Origin of the sequence: Lactobacillus sp. PV034, from assembly GCF_014522305.1 — a bacterium.
Taxonomy (GTDB): domain Bacteria; phylum Bacillota; class Bacilli; order Lactobacillales; family Lactobacillaceae; genus Lactobacillus.
The window spans coordinates 1173646-1191403 of the sequence record NZ_CP041982.1 but is presented as its reverse complement, the minus strand read 5'-3'; the positions used below and the strand labels follow the sequence as shown (position 1 = coordinate 1191403).

At 31.9% G+C, this 17758-nt stretch carries 24 protein-coding genes, 1 tRNA gene and 1 pseudogene; 18 read left to right on the top strand and 8 right to left on the bottom strand.

Translation table 11 applies throughout. The features are described from left to right. Positions 1 to 147 precede the first annotated feature (147 nt). A complete protein-coding gene (locus FP432_RS06060; RefSeq protein WP_265488427.1) occupies positions 148 to 354 on the top strand; it encodes a DUF3923 family protein in 207 nt (68 codons plus the stop codon). Positions 355 to 492: 138 nt separating this feature from the next. Beyond that, entirely contained in the window at positions 493 to 816 is a 324-nt protein-coding gene (locus tag FP432_RS06055; RefSeq protein ID WP_265488426.1) for a DMT family transporter, read from the top strand. Positions 817 to 837: 21 nt separating this feature from the next. Here FP432_RS06055 and FP432_RS06050 read toward each other — a convergent pair whose 3' ends face one another. Then, positions 838 to 1377, bottom strand: a complete 540-nt coding sequence (locus tag FP432_RS06050; protein ID WP_265488425.1) for a transposase — start codon at positions 1375 to 1377, stop codon at positions 838 to 840. Positions 1378 to 1544: 167 nt separating this feature from the next. Here FP432_RS06050 and FP432_RS06045 point away from each other — a divergent pair, with 167 nt between their 5' ends. From FP432_RS06045 to FP432_RS06030, 4 genes are read left to right on the top strand one after another with little or no spacing between them, the layout of a single operon-like run. Next, positions 1545 to 2222, top strand: a complete 678-nt coding sequence (locus FP432_RS06045) for a response regulator transcription factor (RefSeq protein ID WP_265488423.1) — start codon at positions 1545 to 1547, stop codon at positions 2220 to 2222. After that, positions 2212 to 2520: a hypothetical protein gene (locus FP432_RS06040; RefSeq protein ID WP_265488422.1), complete on the top strand. Its 309-nt coding sequence runs from the start codon at positions 2212 to 2214 to the stop codon at positions 2518 to 2520. The genes FP432_RS06045 and FP432_RS06040 overlap by 11 nt, the downstream gene beginning before the upstream one ends. Before the next feature lie 24 nt (positions 2521 to 2544). Beyond that, positions 2545 to 3222: a sensor histidine kinase gene (locus FP432_RS06035; protein ID WP_265488421.1), complete on the top strand. Its 678-nt coding sequence runs from the start codon at positions 2545 to 2547 to the stop codon at positions 3220 to 3222. Between the two features lie 15 nt (positions 3223 to 3237). Further along, positions 3238 to 4278: an ATP-binding protein gene (locus FP432_RS06030; RefSeq protein WP_265488420.1), complete on the top strand. Its 1041-nt coding sequence runs from the start codon at positions 3238 to 3240 to the stop codon at positions 4276 to 4278. A gap of 199 nt (positions 4279 to 4477) precedes the next feature. On the opposite strand, the gene FP432_RS06025 is transcribed toward FP432_RS06030, so the two are convergent. After that, a complete protein-coding gene (locus FP432_RS06025) occupies positions 4478 to 4804 on the bottom strand; it encodes a toxin-antitoxin system (RefSeq protein ID WP_265488419.1) in 327 nt (108 codons plus the stop codon). 77 nt (positions 4805 to 4881) lie between these two features. Continuing rightward, complete coding sequence (locus FP432_RS06020) at positions 4882 to 6213, bottom strand: APC family permease (RefSeq protein WP_265488417.1); 1332 nt, start codon at positions 6211 to 6213, stop codon at positions 4882 to 4884. 359 nt (positions 6214 to 6572) lie between these two features. Between FP432_RS06020 and FP432_RS06015 the strand changes: the two genes are divergently transcribed. From FP432_RS06015 to FP432_RS05985, 7 genes and pseudogenes are all read left to right on the top strand, one after another. Beyond that, a complete protein-coding gene (locus tag FP432_RS06015) occupies positions 6573 to 7676 on the top strand; it encodes an ATP-binding protein (protein WP_265488415.1) in 1104 nt (367 codons plus the stop codon). 109 nt (positions 7677 to 7785) lie between these two features. Beyond that, positions 7786 to 8436 (top strand): NAD(P)-dependent oxidoreductase, encoded by a 651-nt coding sequence (locus FP432_RS06010; protein ID WP_265488414.1) that lies wholly within the window; start codon positions 7786 to 7788, stop codon positions 8434 to 8436. 95 nt (positions 8437 to 8531) lie between these two features. Then, a tRNA-Thr gene (locus tag FP432_RS06005) sits at positions 8532 to 8604 on the top strand. A gap of 169 nt (positions 8605 to 8773) precedes the next feature. Then, entirely contained in the window at positions 8774 to 10150 is a 1377-nt protein-coding gene (locus FP432_RS06000; protein ID WP_265488413.1) for an MFS transporter, read from the top strand. A 234-nt stretch (positions 10151 to 10384) separates the two neighbouring features. Next, a pseudogene (locus FP432_RS05995) lies at positions 10385 to 10585 on the top strand (transcriptional regulator); the annotation flags it as partial. A 51-nt stretch (positions 10586 to 10636) separates the two neighbouring features. Then, positions 10637 to 11215 (top strand): ATP-binding protein, encoded by a 579-nt coding sequence (locus FP432_RS05990; RefSeq protein WP_265488412.1) that lies wholly within the window; start codon positions 10637 to 10639, stop codon positions 11213 to 11215. A 60-nt stretch (positions 11216 to 11275) separates the two neighbouring features. After that, positions 11276 to 11608 (top strand): hypothetical protein, encoded by a 333-nt coding sequence (locus FP432_RS05985; RefSeq protein ID WP_265488411.1) that lies wholly within the window; start codon positions 11276 to 11278, stop codon positions 11606 to 11608. A gap of 181 nt (positions 11609 to 11789) precedes the next feature. On the opposite strand, the gene FP432_RS05980 is transcribed toward FP432_RS05985, so the two are convergent. Next, the gene (locus tag FP432_RS05980; protein WP_265488410.1) at positions 11790 to 12497 is read right to left on the bottom strand and encodes a TMEM175 family protein; all 708 of its coding nucleotides are present in this window, start codon (positions 12495 to 12497) and stop codon (positions 11790 to 11792) included. Positions 12498 to 12648: 151 nt separating this feature from the next. Here FP432_RS05980 and FP432_RS05975 point away from each other — a divergent pair, with 151 nt between their 5' ends. Next, positions 12649 to 12975: a putative quinol monooxygenase gene (locus tag FP432_RS05975; protein WP_265488409.1), complete on the top strand. Its 327-nt coding sequence runs from the start codon at positions 12649 to 12651 to the stop codon at positions 12973 to 12975. A gap of 218 nt (positions 12976 to 13193) precedes the next feature. Here the strand turns inward: FP432_RS05975 and FP432_RS05970 are convergent, their stop codons facing one another. Beyond that, entirely contained in the window at positions 13194 to 14144 is a 951-nt protein-coding gene (locus tag FP432_RS05970; protein WP_265488408.1) for a low temperature requirement protein A, read from the bottom strand. 82 nt (positions 14145 to 14226) lie between these two features. Here FP432_RS05970 and FP432_RS05965 point away from each other — a divergent pair, with 82 nt between their 5' ends. Next, positions 14227 to 14739 carry a GNAT family N-acetyltransferase gene (locus FP432_RS05965; RefSeq protein ID WP_265488407.1) on the top strand — a complete coding sequence of 171 codons (513 nt, stop codon included), beginning with the start codon at positions 14227 to 14229 and terminating at the stop codon, positions 14737 to 14739. A 47-nt stretch (positions 14740 to 14786) separates the two neighbouring features. Next, positions 14787 to 15494 carry a YjjG family noncanonical pyrimidine nucleotidase gene (locus tag FP432_RS05960; RefSeq protein WP_265488406.1) on the top strand — a complete coding sequence of 236 codons (708 nt, stop codon included), beginning with the start codon at positions 14787 to 14789 and terminating at the stop codon, positions 15492 to 15494. A 56-nt stretch (positions 15495 to 15550) separates the two neighbouring features. On the opposite strand, the gene FP432_RS05955 is transcribed toward FP432_RS05960, so the two are convergent. The 3 genes from FP432_RS05955 to FP432_RS05945 all read right to left on the bottom strand — a co-directional run bounded on the left by FP432_RS05955 (position 15551) and on the right by FP432_RS05945 (position 16898). Further along, positions 15551 to 15697 carry a hypothetical protein gene (locus FP432_RS05955; protein ID WP_265488405.1) on the bottom strand — a complete coding sequence of 49 codons (147 nt, stop codon included), beginning with the start codon at positions 15695 to 15697 and terminating at the stop codon, positions 15551 to 15553. A 23-nt stretch (positions 15698 to 15720) separates the two neighbouring features. Beyond that, on the bottom strand, positions 15721 to 16557 hold the full coding sequence (locus tag FP432_RS05950) for a DegV family protein (protein WP_265488404.1): 837 nt from the start codon (positions 16555 to 16557) through the stop codon (positions 15721 to 15723). A gap of 149 nt (positions 16558 to 16706) precedes the next feature. Beyond that, a complete protein-coding gene (locus FP432_RS05945) occupies positions 16707 to 16898 on the bottom strand; it encodes a hypothetical protein (RefSeq protein WP_265488403.1) in 192 nt (63 codons plus the stop codon). Between the two features lie 238 nt (positions 16899 to 17136). On the opposite strand from FP432_RS05945, the gene FP432_RS05940 reads away from it, so the two are divergent. Both FP432_RS05940 and FP432_RS05935 read left to right on the top strand, forming a co-directional pair. Next, on the top strand, positions 17137 to 17310 hold the full coding sequence (locus FP432_RS05940) for a CsbD family protein (RefSeq protein ID WP_265488402.1): 174 nt from the start codon (positions 17137 to 17139) through the stop codon (positions 17308 to 17310). A 108-nt stretch (positions 17311 to 17418) separates the two neighbouring features. Continuing rightward, positions 17419 to 17679, top strand: coding sequence for a GlsB/YeaQ/YmgE family stress response membrane protein (locus tag FP432_RS05935; protein ID WP_265488401.1), 261 nt, complete (start codon positions 17419 to 17421; stop codon positions 17677 to 17679). Positions 17680 to 17758: the final 79 nt, after the last annotated feature.

The window sequence follows — 17758 nt, the reverse complement described above, 5'->3', positions numbered from 1 at the left end:
AAATATAGTACTATAAATATCTTTCTTTTATATCAAATAATTTCAAAATTACTTTACAGTTTTAAAGGAAGAAATTTTGTGGGATTTATGAGAAAATAAAGGGTAAGGATAAGATATAAAATTGGTAATTAATCTTGGAGGAGATAAATGAAATATTGGATTACGAGCATGTTCGCATGGATAGCTCTGTTCTCCGTAAGAGCTGGCATGATATTAATGCAAACTAGCCAGGATATAGAAGTAGAGGATGCAATGACAATAAAACAAAATGGACTAATAATTTTAGCCTGTTTTGGTATGATTGTTCTTCTGGTTCATATTGTTTGGTTGTTTTCTTTAAGAAAAAGTAAATAAATAGAGCTTCAAAGTTAAATTGAAGCTCTATTTTTAGTTTCACGTGAAACTAACCACGCGAGAAAAATCAAAAATACAAGTCTAGTTTTTTAAAAATTACTTAATTATAATAGAAAAAACTAGAAAAGGAGCATGAAAATGGGATATTTAGAATTGGCAATTGCAATTGTAGCAGAGGTGATTGGTACTAATTTGATGAAAGCTTCAGTAGGCTTTACAAAATTGGTACCAGCAGTTGCAACAATAATCTCTTATATTATTTGCTTTTATGCACTCTCTCTATCTTTGAAAACTCTCAATCTTAGTGTCGCTTATGCAACATGGGGCGGAGTAGGAATTATCTTAACTACTGTTGTAGGAGTAGTTTACTGGAAACAAGGAATCAATCTACCACAATTATTCGGTATTGTTTTAATTGTTATTGGAGTAGTAATAACTAATTTTTTTGCAAAAGGCCATTAAAAGCAAAAAAAAATCCAAAAATTAGTGATTTCTCATTAATTCTTGGATTTTTTCTTGTTTAAAAGGCAAGATCAAAAAAGTTGGGTTGATCATTTCCCCCCCCGAAATTTTTTGCGCTTGCTTGAGGCGGTTGAGTTCTTCTAAAAGAGCTTGATTTTGTTTACGTAATTGGATTAATTCTTCTTGATGAGGAGGGATCGAGTCTTTTTTTCGTGGGCGACCTCTTCTTGCAGGCACTGCTAAAGTGCCCTGTTCATGTTGCTTATTCCATTTATAAACCAAAGATGAACTAGAAATACCAAAATGCAAAGCAGTAGCTTCATAAGAAGCATTATTTGCATTTTTCCATTTTAAAACTTCAAGTTTAAACTCATAAGGGTATTCTTGGTGGCTACGTTTTTCACGTAAAGCACTTGAACCGTGTTCCTTGTATTGCTTTACCCAAAATAAAAGTTGAGAATGTGAAGCTACTTTGAGTTCTTTAATGATTTTTTCTGAACTAGTACCTTGTAAATATAATTTAACAGCTAGTTGTTTTTCTTCAAAGGTGAACTTACTCACGTTATTGATCACTACTCCTTCTATATGATATTTTCATCAATATTGCGATTTTATATATAAAATTTATTTTTTTATGTTTGTAGACATAATTGTTTACTAATTAACTTACAACTATAATATAAAGGGTAAATGTAAAATTAACGTAAAATAATAAAGAAAAATATAAAATGACGAAATTACTAATAGTTGAAGACGATAAAAATATTCAAAAATTGCTAAAAGTTTATTTAGAAGCAGAGTATGAAGTTGCGCAAGTATATGATGGGCAAGAAGCGCTAGATTACATCCATAAAAATTCGATTGATCTTTTAATTACTGATGTAATGATGCCTAAGATGGATGGCTTCGAACTTGTTAAAGTTCTAAGACAAGAAAAATATGATTTTCCAATTCTAATGTTAACGGCTAAAGATAGTATTCAAGATAAGACAATCGGGTTTACTAATGGTGTAGATGATTACATGAGTAAACCAATTAATTATCAAGAATTAAAGTTGCGTTTGTTAGCATTGGCACGTAGAACTAAGAGAGAAAATCCTCAAAAATTAGAAATCGGTAATGTAATTATCGATAAGCAAACTTATACAGCTCAACGTGATGGAAAAGAAATAGATTTTTCAAAGAAAGAATTTGAATTACTCTATAAGTTACTTTCTTCACCTAATCAAATATTTAATAAAGAACAATTATTGGATGCAGTCTGGGGAGAAGATTCTTTTAGCACGGGAGATACTGTCAAAACTCATATTAGTAAATTGAGAAAACTATGTGCTCCTTTTGAGGATGTATTTAAAATTACCACTGTCAGAGGTTTGGGATATAAAGGAGAAATAATTGAAAAATAAAAAGGTATCTTTTTCATTTTTAGTAGTTATTTATGCAGCCCTTCTTGCACTAATTGCTACACCTTTATTTGGTGCCGCGGTAGGTATCTCTGTCCATATGGGTACAAGTACTTATATCATGAGCCGAGTTATATTGGGAGCAATATTTACAGCTAGCTTTTTAATTAATTATATTGTTATAGCTTATTTATTTGCTTATATTAAAGATTTAACTAAGGCAATTAAACAAGTGGCAGAAGGAGATTTTAGTATTCGATTAAAGAGTCGACGTTTTAATCCGTTGGCTACTACTTTTTGAGATTTTAACCAGATGGTTTCTGAATTGGATAGTACTAAAATCATGAAGGAAGATTTTATTAGTCAATTTTCGCATGAATTTAAGACTCCAATTACTTCGATTAATGGGTTTGCTAATTTGTTGTTAACAAAAAAGCTGGATAAAGAAAAACAAGTAGAGTATCTAAAGATTATTGCTGAAGAATCTAAGAGATTGACACAATTATCAAGTCAGATTATGAATTTAACTAATTTGGAAAATACAAAGATTATTACTAATCAAAGAATGGGTGAGATTGATGAGGAACTGCGAAAGAGTATTATTTCTTTGCTCCCATTGATGGAAAACAAGAAGCTTAATTATAAATTGGATTTACAAAAAGTTACTTATCATACAGATCCAGAATTATTAAAAGAAGTTTGGTTAAATTTACTCAATAATTCTATTAAATTTGCACCTATTGGTGGTACAGTTTATGTGAGTTGTAAGGAAAAAGAGGGACAACCTGAAATAGTAATTGGTAATGATGGACCTGAAATTGCAGAAGCAGATCGAAAAAAGATTTTTGATAAATTCTATCAAGGAGATACAACTGAAAAACATGCGGGACTTGGCTTAGGTTTAGCGATTGTTAGACAAGTTTTAATATTAATTGGTGGAAAGATTGATATCAAATCAAGTTATCAAAACGTCGCAGGTACTTTTTTTGAAATCACTTTGTAAGTTAGGAATAATATATTGAAAAATAAGAAAAAATTATATTCGCGATCAACGATTATTTATTCAAGTGTAATAGCTTTTATTATTGTATGTCTTATTTGCGTGCTGCTTTATGGGATTATAGTATATGCACCTTATGGAATAATGCCCAAGAATGGTGCTCCCTATATTGTAGGTGGAGGTGCAACGGTAAGCTTATTTGTTTTAGTATTTATTATTGTTTACCTAATTTTAAATCCATTGCTCAGGTCATTGAACAAATTAGTAGTAGGAATGCAAAAAGTTGCTGATGGGGATTTAAAGACGCGCTTACCTGATAAATCTAGTCGTTTACTTAAGAAACCATTTGAGAACTTTAATAAAATGGCAGCTGAATTAGATAGCACAGAATTATTGAAGGAAGATTTTGTTAGTCAATTTTCGCATGAGTTTAAAACACCAATTTCTTCAATTAATGGCTTTGCAAAATTACTGACTGATAAGAATGTTCCAGCTACTAAAAAAGAAGAATATGCAGCAATCATTGCAGAAGAATCAGAAAGATTAAGCAAATTATCGGGACAAGTTATGATGTTGACTAACTTAGAAAATAGGTCAATCGTAACTAAAAAAGAAAATATCGAAATTGATGAAGAATTACGTAAAACAATAATTTCTTTATTACCAGCAATTGAAGCAAAAAAGCTTAATTATGAATTGAATCTTGTAAAAATTAGTTATCACACTAATGCAGAATTACTAAAAGAAGTATGGATTAACCTAATCAATAATTCGATTAAATTTACCCCAGAAGGTGGCACGATTTTTGTGGCCTGCAAAGAAAATAAAAGTCAGGTCAGGGTGCTGATTGGAAATAATGGCCCAGAAATTAGTGAAGAAGATAAACAGAAGATTTTTGATAAATTTTATCAAGGGGAAACTGATGCTAAAAGTCAAGGACTGGGCTTAGGTTTAGCAATCGTAAGCAAGATAATTAATTTATTGAACGGTAAGATCAATATTTTATCTGATTATCAAAATAATAAAGGTACATTTTTTGAAATTATCTTACCTAAGTAAAAAGCACCCATGTGGGTGCTTTTTTTAGATTTCAGGTTCAAGATAAAGTTATTTCTTGGTGCGAATATGGAAAACAATAATCATCAATAAACTTGAGACAACTTCAATTCGCAGCAGAAGTGCCAATCATAATAGATTCTTTAATTTTCAGGAATATTTGAAGCGTTCAATTTTTCTAACTCTGTGGTTAATTAATACACTATATGCCAAACTCTTTTGCCGCCTCCTCTTTGGTAAGTGGAGTGGTATCTTCAGTTTCAGTAACTAAGGTATTGAGGGCTGCAGGAATAGTTTTTTTCATCTTATGAAATTGTTTAATAAGATCAGCACCTTCATATCCTTGGGTAATTAAATCTTTTAAAATATCTTCATCGAAATCAAAAAAGTTATCTTCATCTACGAATTCATAGTAAATTCCTTTTTTGGTTAATTTAGGTCTAAGTTTTGTTCCTGAGGAAATGTTAAATGACTTTGGAATGGCAACCATAAGAGAATTTCCTTGTTTACGTGCTTTTAATATGTCCATTATATTCACCTCATAAGTATATTATATTTAATTTCATAAGTAATTACTTATGAAGCAGCTAATTAATTGCTTTTCGGTTAATTTTCTTTTTGTGAGTAATATTTTTTAACAAGATAGAGAATTGGTAAACCAATAATTACCATGCTTAAGAATAAGCCAACACCTGCTGGATCATTAATAATTTCACTGACGATGATATAAAGTCCACCAATGATAGCAACAATTGGAACTAGTGGGTATAAAGGTGTACTAAACGGGCGCTGACTGTTTTTCTTTCTTAAAATAAAAATTCCAAAGAAGGCTAACACGTAGAAACAATAAATAGTAAATACACACAAATCTGATAAGTGGTCTGGATCAAAGAAGATCATTAAAACAGTAGCTAAAAGGACGATAAATGCAGTAGCTACTAAGGGAGATTTGCCTTTAGGGGTTAAGTAAGAAAGAAATTTTGAAAATGGTAAGTCTTGTCTTTCTGCCATGGCATAAACAATTCTAGGAAAAGTAATAATTTTTCCATTTAGGGTTCCCATCATTGAGATAATAATGCCGGCAGTTAGTAGTTTCCCACCAATCTTACCAAAAGCCTTAGTAGCTAAGTAAGCCGTTGTGTTTTCTCCAAGACGATGGATTAAGTTGACTGGAATAAAACGTAAAATACCGGCAGTAATTAAAGTGTAAATAATTAAAACTGCACTGATCCCTAAGATGATTGCCTTTGGTAAAACTTTTTGAGGATTTTTCATTTCTCCTCCTAAAGTAGCAATTAAAATCCAACCATCATAACCAAATAAAGTTGCTAAAATAGCTACTCCAAAACCGCCACTAGTGTGATTGAGCTGGGTAAGAGTCTGCCCAAAGGCATCTTGTTTACCCCAAAAGATGCCAAAGATAATGATAGCGGCAATGGGAACCATTTTTCCGATGGTGGTAATTACAGAAAATGCAGAACCAACTTTGTTATCAAAAAAGTTCAAAATACCAATAAGAATGATGGTGATGAGAGCTAAAGGAATGCGCCAAGCACTGGATAAACCAAAGAAATTGACCATTAGAATACTCATAAAACCAGCCACTGAAGCAATAATAGCGGGACCGTAGACAATAACTTGCATCCAGCCGGCTAAAAAGCCGATGATTCGCCCATAAAGTCGTTCAATATAAACGTAAAGTCCCCCAGTATAAGGCATTTGAGCACCAATTTCAGCAATGGTTAATCCACCAGTTAAAGTGATTAATCCACCTAAGACCCAGGCTAAAATGGTCATTGTTGAACTTTTGGCACTATCTAAAACAGAAGCTTGCTTAAAAAAGATTCCTGATCCGATGATGGTTCCAATAACAATTGATAGTGCTGACCAAAAGCCAATTGAGCGTTTAAGTTTATCAGCAGGCGGTTGATTATTCATTTTAATTCCCTCCTAAAACAAAAAGAAAAAGCCCAAATTCACTACTTTAGTTAAAGTATTAAGAGTGAATTGGGCTTTAAAATTAATTTTAAGTACGCCAAATCACTCAATCTCACTAGAGGAGATTGAGGAGGAAGATGAATTTACGTTGATAATGGTGTAAATCATAGGTGTACCTCTTTAATTCATAATCTTATAAAAAAGAATAGCATGGATAAAACCAGAAGGCAATGACTTTAGGGATAGGTCTTAGAAAATCAAGTTAAGGAGAAGATATTTAGGTAAAATAATGTTAAGATATAAAAAGATATAAAGAGATATAAAAACAAAATAAAGATATAAAGAGATATAAAAATAAAATGCATAATCCATTTAATCCTAGTTTTGGAAAAATTCCCCCAGTTTTATTGGGGAGAAAAGAAATTCGAGAAGATTACGAAGAAGAGCTAAATAATCCCAATACTCCTTATCAAACGGCAATTGTTTATGGCATGAGAGGAGTAGGAAAAACTACTTTTTTAACAGAAGTAAGTCAAAAATTGTCTGAAAAAGAAGACTGGCTTGTAGTTGATTTAGCAATGGGAACAAATTTACTAGAAAATTTAATCGATGATTTATATCGTAAATCAACAAGTAAAGTCCAAAAAATGCTAGATTCATTAAAGGGAATTAGTTTTTCTGCAGTAGGCTTGCAAATATCTGCTTCTGTAGGTAAACCAACAGTTTCAACTTATCAAGGTATTTTACAAAGTATCCTTACTACATTAACTGATCAAGGGATCCATGTTTTGATAACTATTGATGAAGTAAAAGCTACCAAAGAGTTGCGTTCTTTTGCAGCTTTTTATCAATTGTTGATTAGAAAGAATCTGTTTGTAAATTTATTAATGACTGGCCTTCCAGAGAATATTTCTGAATTACAAAATGAAGATGTACTTACCTTTTTATTGAGAAGTCCACGTATAGGCCTCTCACCACTTAGTCTTTTTGAAATAAAGGCAACCTATAAAAAGATCTTCGAAAAATCTGAGATTAAGATTAGCGATAAGATAGCCGGAGAAATGGCTAAAATGACGAAGGGCTATTCCTATGCCTTTCAATTATTAGGTTATTTAGCTTGGAAAGATGGCCGAGAGACGGGAAAGATAACTGCCAAAATGTTGCATCAGCTTCTTCCAACTTATATAGCTGAACTAGAAAAAAATTCTTATTCAAAGATATATCAAGAGTTTTCTGAAAAAGATCGGCTATTTCTAAAGGCGATGGCTGCTATTAATAAAACTACTGTTTCGATAACTGAAATTAGAAATAAAATGGGAAAAAGCAGCGGTTATATTTCAATGTATCGGAGACGCTTATTAGATGCTCAAGTAATTGAAAGCAATGGGTATGGCAAAGTAACTTTTACCTTGCCATACTTTAAAGAATTTATAGCTGAAATGGAAGAGTTTGAAGTTGAATAAAAGCTAGTTTTAAATTTTATACTTACATTTTATAAGCTTAATTTAACACCTTTAATTATTTTTGCGGTAAAGTAAGGGTGAATAGATTAAAGAAAAGAGGCTTTGCAAAATGATTAAAGTCGGAATTATTGGTGCTTCTGGAATGGCAGGAAGTGCGATTTATAAGTTAGCTAATCAACAGGCAGATTTGGAAGTAACTGGAATTATTCGCGATAAAGATAAGGCAGAAAAAGTTCTAGGTAAAGATGCCCATTTATTAGTGGGGGACGTCTTAACCATGGATGATGCCTTGCTTAAGGATTTTGATGTAATTGTCGATGCTTTTGGTACTGCTCCAAAAGATGCTGCACAACAAATAGACCTAGCTAAAAAATTAATTAATTTAAGTAAGGGTACTAAGCAGCGCATTATCTTTATTTTAGGTGCAGGAAGTCTTCACACTGGTGATGATGATCACCTAGTAGTAGAAGATATTGAAAAGATGGCCGGAAGCGATGCTTGGCTTAATACACCAAAGCAACAATTAAAGGAGCTTGAATATTTACGTGGCGTTAATGACGTAGATTGGGTTGGTATTTCACCTTCAATGATGTTTGAAGCAGGCCCAGAAGCTGCTGAATATGCTTTAGGTGGAGATGATTTACTTTACAATGATAAAGGCGAATCAAAAGTTACCTCAGGTACAATGGCTCGCTTGGTAGTAAATGAAATTTTACATCCAACTCACCACCAAGAACGAATTACAATTATAGATAAATAGTTAGTAGAAAAAGAACTTGAAAAAGTTCTTTTTTTATTAATTTTTTCCTTGGCAAATAAAAATAGTTTTGCTATACTAATATCTGTTGATGAATTGCTGACTTAGCTCAGTTGGCAGAGCACGTCATTAGTAATGATGAGGTCGAAGGTTCGAATCCTTTAGTCAGCACAGATAAAAAGCTCCAAGTATTGCTTGGAGCTTTTTTGTTGTCCCAATTTACAAGTATTTGACAAAGAATTTAAGAATTTATAAACGCAATTCAAAGAAAGCGCTTCCATTTTAAACAATCTTAATATATAATCTTATTGTGAGATAAAGATATTAGGAGGAAAAAGTAATGTTTAAATTTTTGAAACCTGCTCCTACTGCCACGAAGAAGGTTCCGAAGGAGAAAATAAAATCTTCATATTTATGGCATCAAACGGGTGTCTTATTAGCAATTGTTATTGGTTATATTGGATACTATATTATTCGTTTGATCTTTACTACTGAACAAAAGAGTATTAGCCAAACTTATGGTTTAAGTACAGCTCAGTTAGGTTTAGTAATGTCCTGTTTTGGTGTTGGTTATGCTATTTCCAAACTGTTTTTAGGAGCATTGAGTGATAAAAGTAATCCTAATCACTATTTAGCTACTGGATTGATTATTTCCGCAATTTTGAATTTTGGTCTAGGTCTTAACTTTGCCTTCTTTTTCAAAATTAATAATCGAACCGTTTCACTAGTGATTATTATGGCTTTAATGCTGGTAATGTCGATGGCTCAAGGGATGGGGGCTGCTCCATGTCAAAAGTTAGTTCAACTTTGGTGGGGTAAAAAACACCGTGGAACTGTATATTCTGTTTGGTCATCTGCTCACAATGCCGGTGCTGCTGCTTGTGTAGCCGTAATTCAATTGGCAACTTGGTTATTCCATAGTTCAATTCCAATGGTATTCTATACTGGTTCAATTGTTGCTTTATTAATAGCTGCATTTGTTTTAATTACTGGTTCTGATCGTCCAGCTAGTGTTGGATTACCACCTATTGCTGAGCATGATGGTGATGCACCTACAACTGAAGAAGGAAAAATTGATCAAGAAGAAATTACTAGTTTAAGTCTTCCTCAAATTTTCGTTAAATATATTTTAAAGAATAAGCTTGTATGGGCAATTACTCTTACATCAATGTCACTATATTTAGTTCGTTACGGTATTATGTCATGGATTCCAAGTTACCTAACTGACGTAAAGGGATTTAGTGATAGTTTTGCTAAATGGTTAATTGGTATTTTTGAAATTGCTGCTGTACCAGGTGTTATCATTCTTGGTGCTGTTTCTGACCTTTTGAAGGGCCGTCGAGCAGCTGTATGTATCGCTTGTGTAGTTGGCTTAATTGCATGTTTGAGTATTTACTTCTTTGCAACTAACCATACTTTAATTGTTGTAATTTTGATGCTGATGGGTACTTTGATTTACGCTCCATTAACTCTGGTTGGTTTAATGGTTAACGAAGCCGTACCTAAGTTTGCTGTTGGTTCTTCAACTGGATTTATGGGATTCTTCCAGTACTTATTCGGTGAAACCTTGGCAACTGCTTTAATTGGTATCTTGGTAAGTAAATTTGGTTGGCTTGCAAGTAACGTAGTTTTATATAGTGCTGCCGGTTTAGCATTGTTGCTTCTCATCTACATTATGTTTAAAGAAAAAAGTAACCCAAGAATGCAAAGTAAATAAAATATTTTAAGTTTTAAAGAGTATTTTTGCCCTTAGATAGATATATGATAAAATTTAGCTATCAATATTAATAGAGTTAATTAAAAATGACGGTCAGATGACCGCCATTTTTAGTATAAATATAATATTTTGAGAGGAAATTATGAAAAATGAGGATAATTTTGTTGAGTATAAAAGAGAACTCACTAATAAATTAAAAAGAGAAATTGTCGCTTTTTTGAAAAGGGTGGAAGAATATATTTAGGTGTAGATGACAGAACTTTAAAGCCGTTAAATGTAACTAAAGAACAAAAGCACAAATGGGAGGAGACTCTCAATCATTGGTATACTAATGCGTTTTATCCTACACCCTTTAGCTTATTAGATATAGAGGTTAATAATGATCCGTTTTTATTAAGAGTAAAAGAAGGTCGTCATAAGCCTTATTCAATTGAAAAAAATGGTTTAGATTCATCGGGCGTATATCTTAGAGTGGGAAGTTCCTCAGTGAGAGCAACTAATGAGCAAGTTAAAAGAATGCTTCAACAAAATATAGAGAGTGGAGAATTTGATGCAGAAAAATCTCCTAATCAAGATCTTAGTTTTGAAAAGCTATCGGAAAGACTTAAAGAAACAGGAAGAGACTTTAATCCTGGTTCGCTTCGAATGGTAAATAATTCTCATTTTTACAATAATGCTGCTTATTTAGTAAGTGATCAAAATACAATTAGAACCAAAATTGCTATTTATCAGGGAAATGATGTTGCTGAGTTTAAAGATAAAAGAGAATTTAAGGGATCAATTATCACTCAAATAAATGACTTGCTTTATTATATTTCCCTAAATAATCAAACTAAAATTCAAATTACAGGATCAGCTGAAAGAAAAGAGGTTAAAAATTTTCCGGAAATTGCTATACGTGAAGCTATAGTTAATGCGTTTGCGCATAGAGATTATTTATTGCATTCGTTTATAAAAATTGAAATATTTGATGATAGATTAGAGATTTTATCGCCGGGCGGTATACCAGATGGATTAACTTTAGAGGAAGTTAAAGATGGAATGACAGCGGTAAGAAATCCTTAATTAGTTCATATTTTAGATAAAATCAAATATATAGAGAATTTTGGAACCGGGATACGAAGAATGTATGAAGTTTATGAGGATCCCAAGTTAGAACCAAAATTTGAAGTAAGAGAAAATTCTTTTAAAGTTATATTGCCAAATGTGAATTGGAAAGATCAGTCAGAAGAAAAGATAGATCTTAATCATAGTAATCAAACATTAGAGAATCTAAATATAAGTAAAGAATCAGTTCTTTTGATTTTAGAAAAAAATGGTAGACAATCACGTAAGGATATTCAAGTATTACTAAATACTACTCCTTATCAAGTGAGAAAGTTACTGCAAAGTCTTATTGATGAGGGAAAAGTAAGAAAAATAGGAAATTCTGTAAGTACGCAGTATGAAAAATACTAGTGTATTTTTAACGCTTTTTAACGCTTTTTAACGCTTTTTAACGCTTTTTAACGCTTTTTTGCTCAAAGTTGTAATTATGTTTAAAAGTTTATAAAAATGTAATGAATTTTTGAAGCAAAACATGCTTTTTGAAAGCTCTAGAATATATAGTTATACACTTGCTTAATTAAAAAAGTTCTGCTTAATCAGCAGAACTTTTATTTTGTCTATGTCTTCCTGAGAAGTTATTTGAAAGAAAAATAAATGAAAGAATTGGAATTGCTAGATATAGGACCATAGCTAAACGTGGTAGGAATAAAGCAAGAATAATTAAGACGATATTTAATATTAAAATCCCAATCATTCGACGCAAAGAAGCTCGAGTAATAAAAACATTCATAATTTTGTAATCCTTCATTGTCGGCATGGTACCTACATATTGTTCAATAATTCTAAGAATTTTAGCAATTAAAAATACTATTCCAAAATTAGCCACCGCAAAACTAGAAGTATCTTCCATTATCCACTTGGTCATAATTGGTAATAATGATAGATCAGCTAACAAGAGGAAATCTACAATTGCTGTAGCCTTACCTGGTTTGAAAATAAAATAAGAAAAATCTAAGTGAAGGTCATACCAAAAGTCAGCAATTATAAAAAAAGTAATCAAGAAAATGAAAATATCGCCAATAAATTTTGAATAAGTATTTGGTGCCAGTGGTGGTTTTATTTCTAAAACAATAATTGTGATAATAATTGCTAAAACACCATCATTGAATGCTTGTAAGTGTTCACGTAGTTTTTCTGGTTCTTTAGCTTGAGCTTGATGAATTTTTTCTCGATTTTGATTTAAAATTTCTTTTTCTTTATCTGTCAATCTTTCAAAGCCGTGTTGATTTCTATTTGGCATTTTAATCAATACTCCTCTAGTTAATGTTATTTCCTTTCAATAATACTATTTTAAACTTTTGAAAAGCAATTATTAATTTTAAGCGCTAAAATTAAAGAAAGGATATTGCCCGGGAAATTAATAAAATTTAATATTTTTAAGGAGGATAATAATGAGTTTAACTATTAACCTTTACTATACTGGTAAAAATGGTAGTGCGCATCGTTTTGTAGAAGAAATGGAAAAAAGCGGAATTGCGCAACACATTAGAGAAGAAGAGGGAAATGAGCGCTATGAGTATTTCGTTCCAGTTAATGATCCAGAAACTGTTTTATTGATTGATAGTTGGGCGGACCAAGCGGCTATTGACAAGCACCATGCAAGTCCAATGATGGCTGAGTTAGCAAAGCTTCGTGAAAAATATGATTTGCATATGAAAGTTGAACGCTATGTTCCTGCACCGGAACCAAAAAATGATGAAAAATTTATCAGAAAATAAAAAGAGTCTCAGGACTCTTTTTTTCATTGGGGGTTTAATTATTACTATGTTTAATCATGTAACTAGTTAAATAGATTGCGTTTAATAGTGTCACAAACGCAGCAACAATAGCAAAAATAGGAAAAATATGCCAGCTAAAGCAAATCAGATAACCAACTAATGTAGTAAGAGAAAAGGCAATAATAATAGTTTTATTAACAACGATTTTGTTATAGTAATTAGCAATCCATAGACCAATATAAATAATTAGCAATCCATAGACCAATATAAAAGAGTACTAAGCCAATAAATAGACAAGTAATCGCAAAAATTGGTTGTGCTGATTCTTCATTAATAAAATTAAGTGAAACAGTAACGAGACTAATACCAAATAAAATGAAATAATGTAAATAAATCAATAAGTTTCCGGTTTCCTTTGTTTGTTCTTCATTAATCATATGATCAAATTCAACAATATATGTAAAAAATAAGCTTACAACACTAATAAAAATTAAAATTGAATAAATAGATAAATTGGTTTGAGTAAAATAATTAGCAATTCCAACAATAGTTTCTCCAAACATCAAAATTATTAAGGCTATGAGTCTTTCTAATAAATGAGAAAATATAATTGGATGATGGGAAGTATATTTCCCGGTAAATGCTGGAGCAATCCAAGTGATAATAATTCCTATAAGAGCAATTGTTGTACCAATTCTATTAGGAAAAATCCCGCCGATTAAAAGAGTAATTGTACGAACTGCCAAAATAAGGGCAAAGGCACGAGAAATTTCTTTATCGTATTTTTTGTTTACTTGCGCATAAACAATTATATATTGAATACACAAAGTCAAAGAAAGTAATCCCGCCGCTAGAAAGAAAGTCGCCAGGTGTTGGTCGAAAGTTGCAGAAAAAGCATTCGACATATAGAGGACAATTCCCATATCAATAAAGGAAAAGATAATATTGGTCCAGGAAGAAGTTCCATAGCGATTAGTAAAGACGGTTTGAAACATCCATGAATTAATAAAGATAATGATCACCAAGGCAAAGATAGCAAGGGTTACTGGAGTTATAATTCCATGATGAAGATGGTGAATTAAACTTGTTGCCCGGGAAATCATGTAAACATAAACTAAGTCGTAAAATAATTCAATTAATGAAACGCGTTTTGTTAAAATATGATTCATAGTAAAAACCTTTCTCTTATTAATAATTGTAATTATATAAAAGGAAGCTCTAGAAAGTAAATGAATCGCGAGGAAAGAAAAAGTGAAGCTAGAATTAAAAGAAATTGATTTAACTCATGTTACAGAAGAATATGAATTATTTTCATCAATGCCCAAAGATGAAAATGGTTTTGAGAATGAATATGCTGGTTTAACTTTTGATGAATTTAAGACTAAGGCAATTCCTGCTATGTTAGATATGGCAGCAGGAAAGAATTTGCCAGCTGGGTATGTTCCTGCAACCACTTATGTTTTATGGCTAAATGGTGCAGCTGTTGGAGTTTTTAAGTTACGCCATCATTTAACTGATTTTTTACGCCAAGGGCCTGGACATTTGGGCTATGGTATTAAAAAAGAATATCGCGGCCAAGGCTTAGCTAGCCAGGGGCTACATTTAGCATTAGAAAAAGCCAAAAGTATTATTCCTGAACCTGAGCTTTATCTTGCTTGTCACAAGGATAATCCTGCTTCACTAAAGGTAATGCAAAATAATGGCGGCTATCTTGACCATGAAGATGAAAAAGAATATTATGTTCGAATCCCTTTAAAAGAATAATCTCTGATATAATCAAAGCTATTACTTAAAGAATGGAAGTGATTCAAATGAAATATAAACAAATAATTTTTGATGTAGATGATACTTTGATTGATTTTGCTTCTACAGAAGATTATGCCTTACGTACTTTATTCCGATTACATAATTGGAAATTAACACCTGAAATTCAAAAACAATTCCATACTTATAATCAAGCTTTATGGCGTCAACTTGAACAAGAAGAGATCACGGTTGATGAACTGAATGAAAAAGTTTTTCGTGATTTTGTTAAAAGAATTTATGGTGAAGCAATTAATGGCCCAGAAGTAATGGATGAATATCATTCTTATTTTGGTGAAACTCACAAGTTACTTCCTGGAGTAGAGGATACTTTACGTTTTGCTCAGAAAAAGGGTTATAAACTAACTGTTTTTTCCAATGGTGAGAACTTTATGCAACATCATCGCTTACAGCTAGCTGGAATTGAAGACTATTTTGATTTAATTGTCACCTCTGATCAGGCTCATTATTCTAAACCTAATGAACATGCCTTTGATTATTTCTTCAGTCGCACTGAAATTGGGCCAAATGAAACAATCTTTTTTGGTGATGGGCTTCAATCCGATATTTTGGGTTCTGAGAAATATGGTGTAGATAGTATTTGGTATAATCACCGTCACCGTAAAAACACCTTAAATTTGCATCCTTTATTTGAAGTAGAAACTTATCCTGAATTTGTTAAATTGATGCAAAATGATTTTGAAAAAGCGTATTAAAAAGTCTTACTAAGAATGTGAAGTACAACAATCTTAGTAAGACTTTTTATTTAAATCTATTTATCTTTTTTGTTTTTTTGAGAACTTAAACTTTTAGTTTCTCCATCATCAAAATCTTGAAGATGCTGATTAAAGCGTAGTAAAACACAATGGGGTTTATCAGTGGCAAATAATTTTAAAAAATTGTGTAATGCTTGTTTCATAATTTTATCGCTTTACGTTTTAATTATTTTTCATAGCCAACCATTAAGCCGCCTTCTTCAGCATAGTAACTACATAAGCCGCCACATTCACCAATGTGTACATCAGCTTCTGGAAATTTATCTAAGATTACTTGCTTAAAAGCTTCGGCACCTTCAACATTATTTACTTGATCGATTTGAACTTTTCCGCCAATATAACCATTTTTAATCATATCAGAAAGCATCTTAGTTTGAGCTTTTTTGGCACCACGAGCCTTGCCGGCAAGTTCGAATTCACCTTTATTATTTGCAGTTCCAATAATATTTAGTCTTAATAAACCAGCCATCTTAGCCACGGTGTTAGAAACACGCCCGTTGTTTGCAAGATTGGTTAAGTCTTTCAAAGCAAAGATCAAAGCAATGTGGTGTTGGTAGCTTTCAGCCTCTTTAACAATTTCTTCGAAAGAATATCCCTTATTAACTAGACTAGCAATTTTACGAGCTAAAAGTTGAAGTTGAGGACCTGCTGAACGTGAATCAAAGACTAGTATCTTAGCTGAAGGATCTTCTTCATGATAAATTTTTGCTGCTTGGACTGCCGCGTTGTAGCTTCCAGATAAGGCACTGGTAATTGTAATAACAAAAATTTCGTCAGCGCCACGATAAGCGTCAAGCCATGCATTTAGGTTAGGACAAGAAGAAGTTGATTTATCATCAGTAGCTTTTAAGGCTGCTTGAAAAGCTGTTAGATCAAGTTTTTCATCATCTGTCCACTCTTTATCATCGACTCTTAATGAAAGAGGCACACTGATGTGTTCAACGCCATCGATGTTTTTGTCATAAAAATTTGCACTTGAATCTGTGATAATTCTTGTTGTCATAATAAACTCCTTGAAGTTATAAAATTATATATTTGAAAATTTAAATACTTATCTTTAGTCTAATTTAGGGCAAAAAAACTGTCAAAATTTAAGCTAAATATTAAATTTAATTTAATAAAAAATAAAACGATTCTATTAAAATAGAACCGTTAGTCATTATTATTGAATAATAAGGCCCCAATTCCAACTAAGGCTACGATGACAAGTAGGGGCAATAAAATGTAAGAAAGAAAAATTGCTACAATCCCAATTGCAATTAAAATAATTGTGGCTTTAGTAAGGGAAAAGCCTAATTTTATCAATAGCCAAAGTATAAAGAGGCTTAAAAGTAATGAAAACATTGTAATCTCCTTTTAGGTAAATTACTATCAAAATATTTCTCTTCTATATTATACAATAGGTCGTTATTGAAAATGAGTAAATACTTATTAAGAAAAGCTTAAGAGATTAAATTATAGCACTCTTTTTATCGACACATATATAAGTAAATGATAATATAATTATAACAAGAAAAATAATTAGATTGGCCAATCGCTTATTTTCTTAAATTATACCTATCCAGAAAGGACGGATATATTTATGACAAATGATAAACATGGTCTAAAAGACAAAGTCGAAGGCAAGCTTAAGGAGATTGAAGGCAAGATTACGGGAGATAAAGCTCGTGAACTTGAAGGCAAGGCTCAAGGAGCCAAAGGCAAAGCTACTGATAAAGTTAATAAGGTAATTGATGATGTAAAAGATAAAAATTAAAATAATTAATCTTAACTTACTAACTTAGTTTTATTAATCTTAATATCTGAATAAATATAAAATACAAATTTAACTTAATATCAATATTTTAAAAGGAGGCGCACAATTATGTTGCACTGGTTATGGGTTTTAATAGTAGGTGGAATTATCGGTTTAATTGCAGGCGCAATTACACACAAAGGTGGTTCAATGAACTGGATCTTAAATATTATTGCCGGTTTAGTAGGATCATCAATTGGTGAAGGACTTTTGGGAGCATGGGGCCCACAACTAGCAGGTATGGCAATTATCCCTTCCTTACTAGGCGCAATTATTTTGGTAATTATTGTTTCCTGGGTTCTTTCAATGATTCATGGTAAAGAGGCTTAGTAAAAAGTAATAATTAGATATATTCTAAAATTCAAATAAAACTCCAAAAAATAAACGGCAGTCCGCAAGGGCTGCTTTT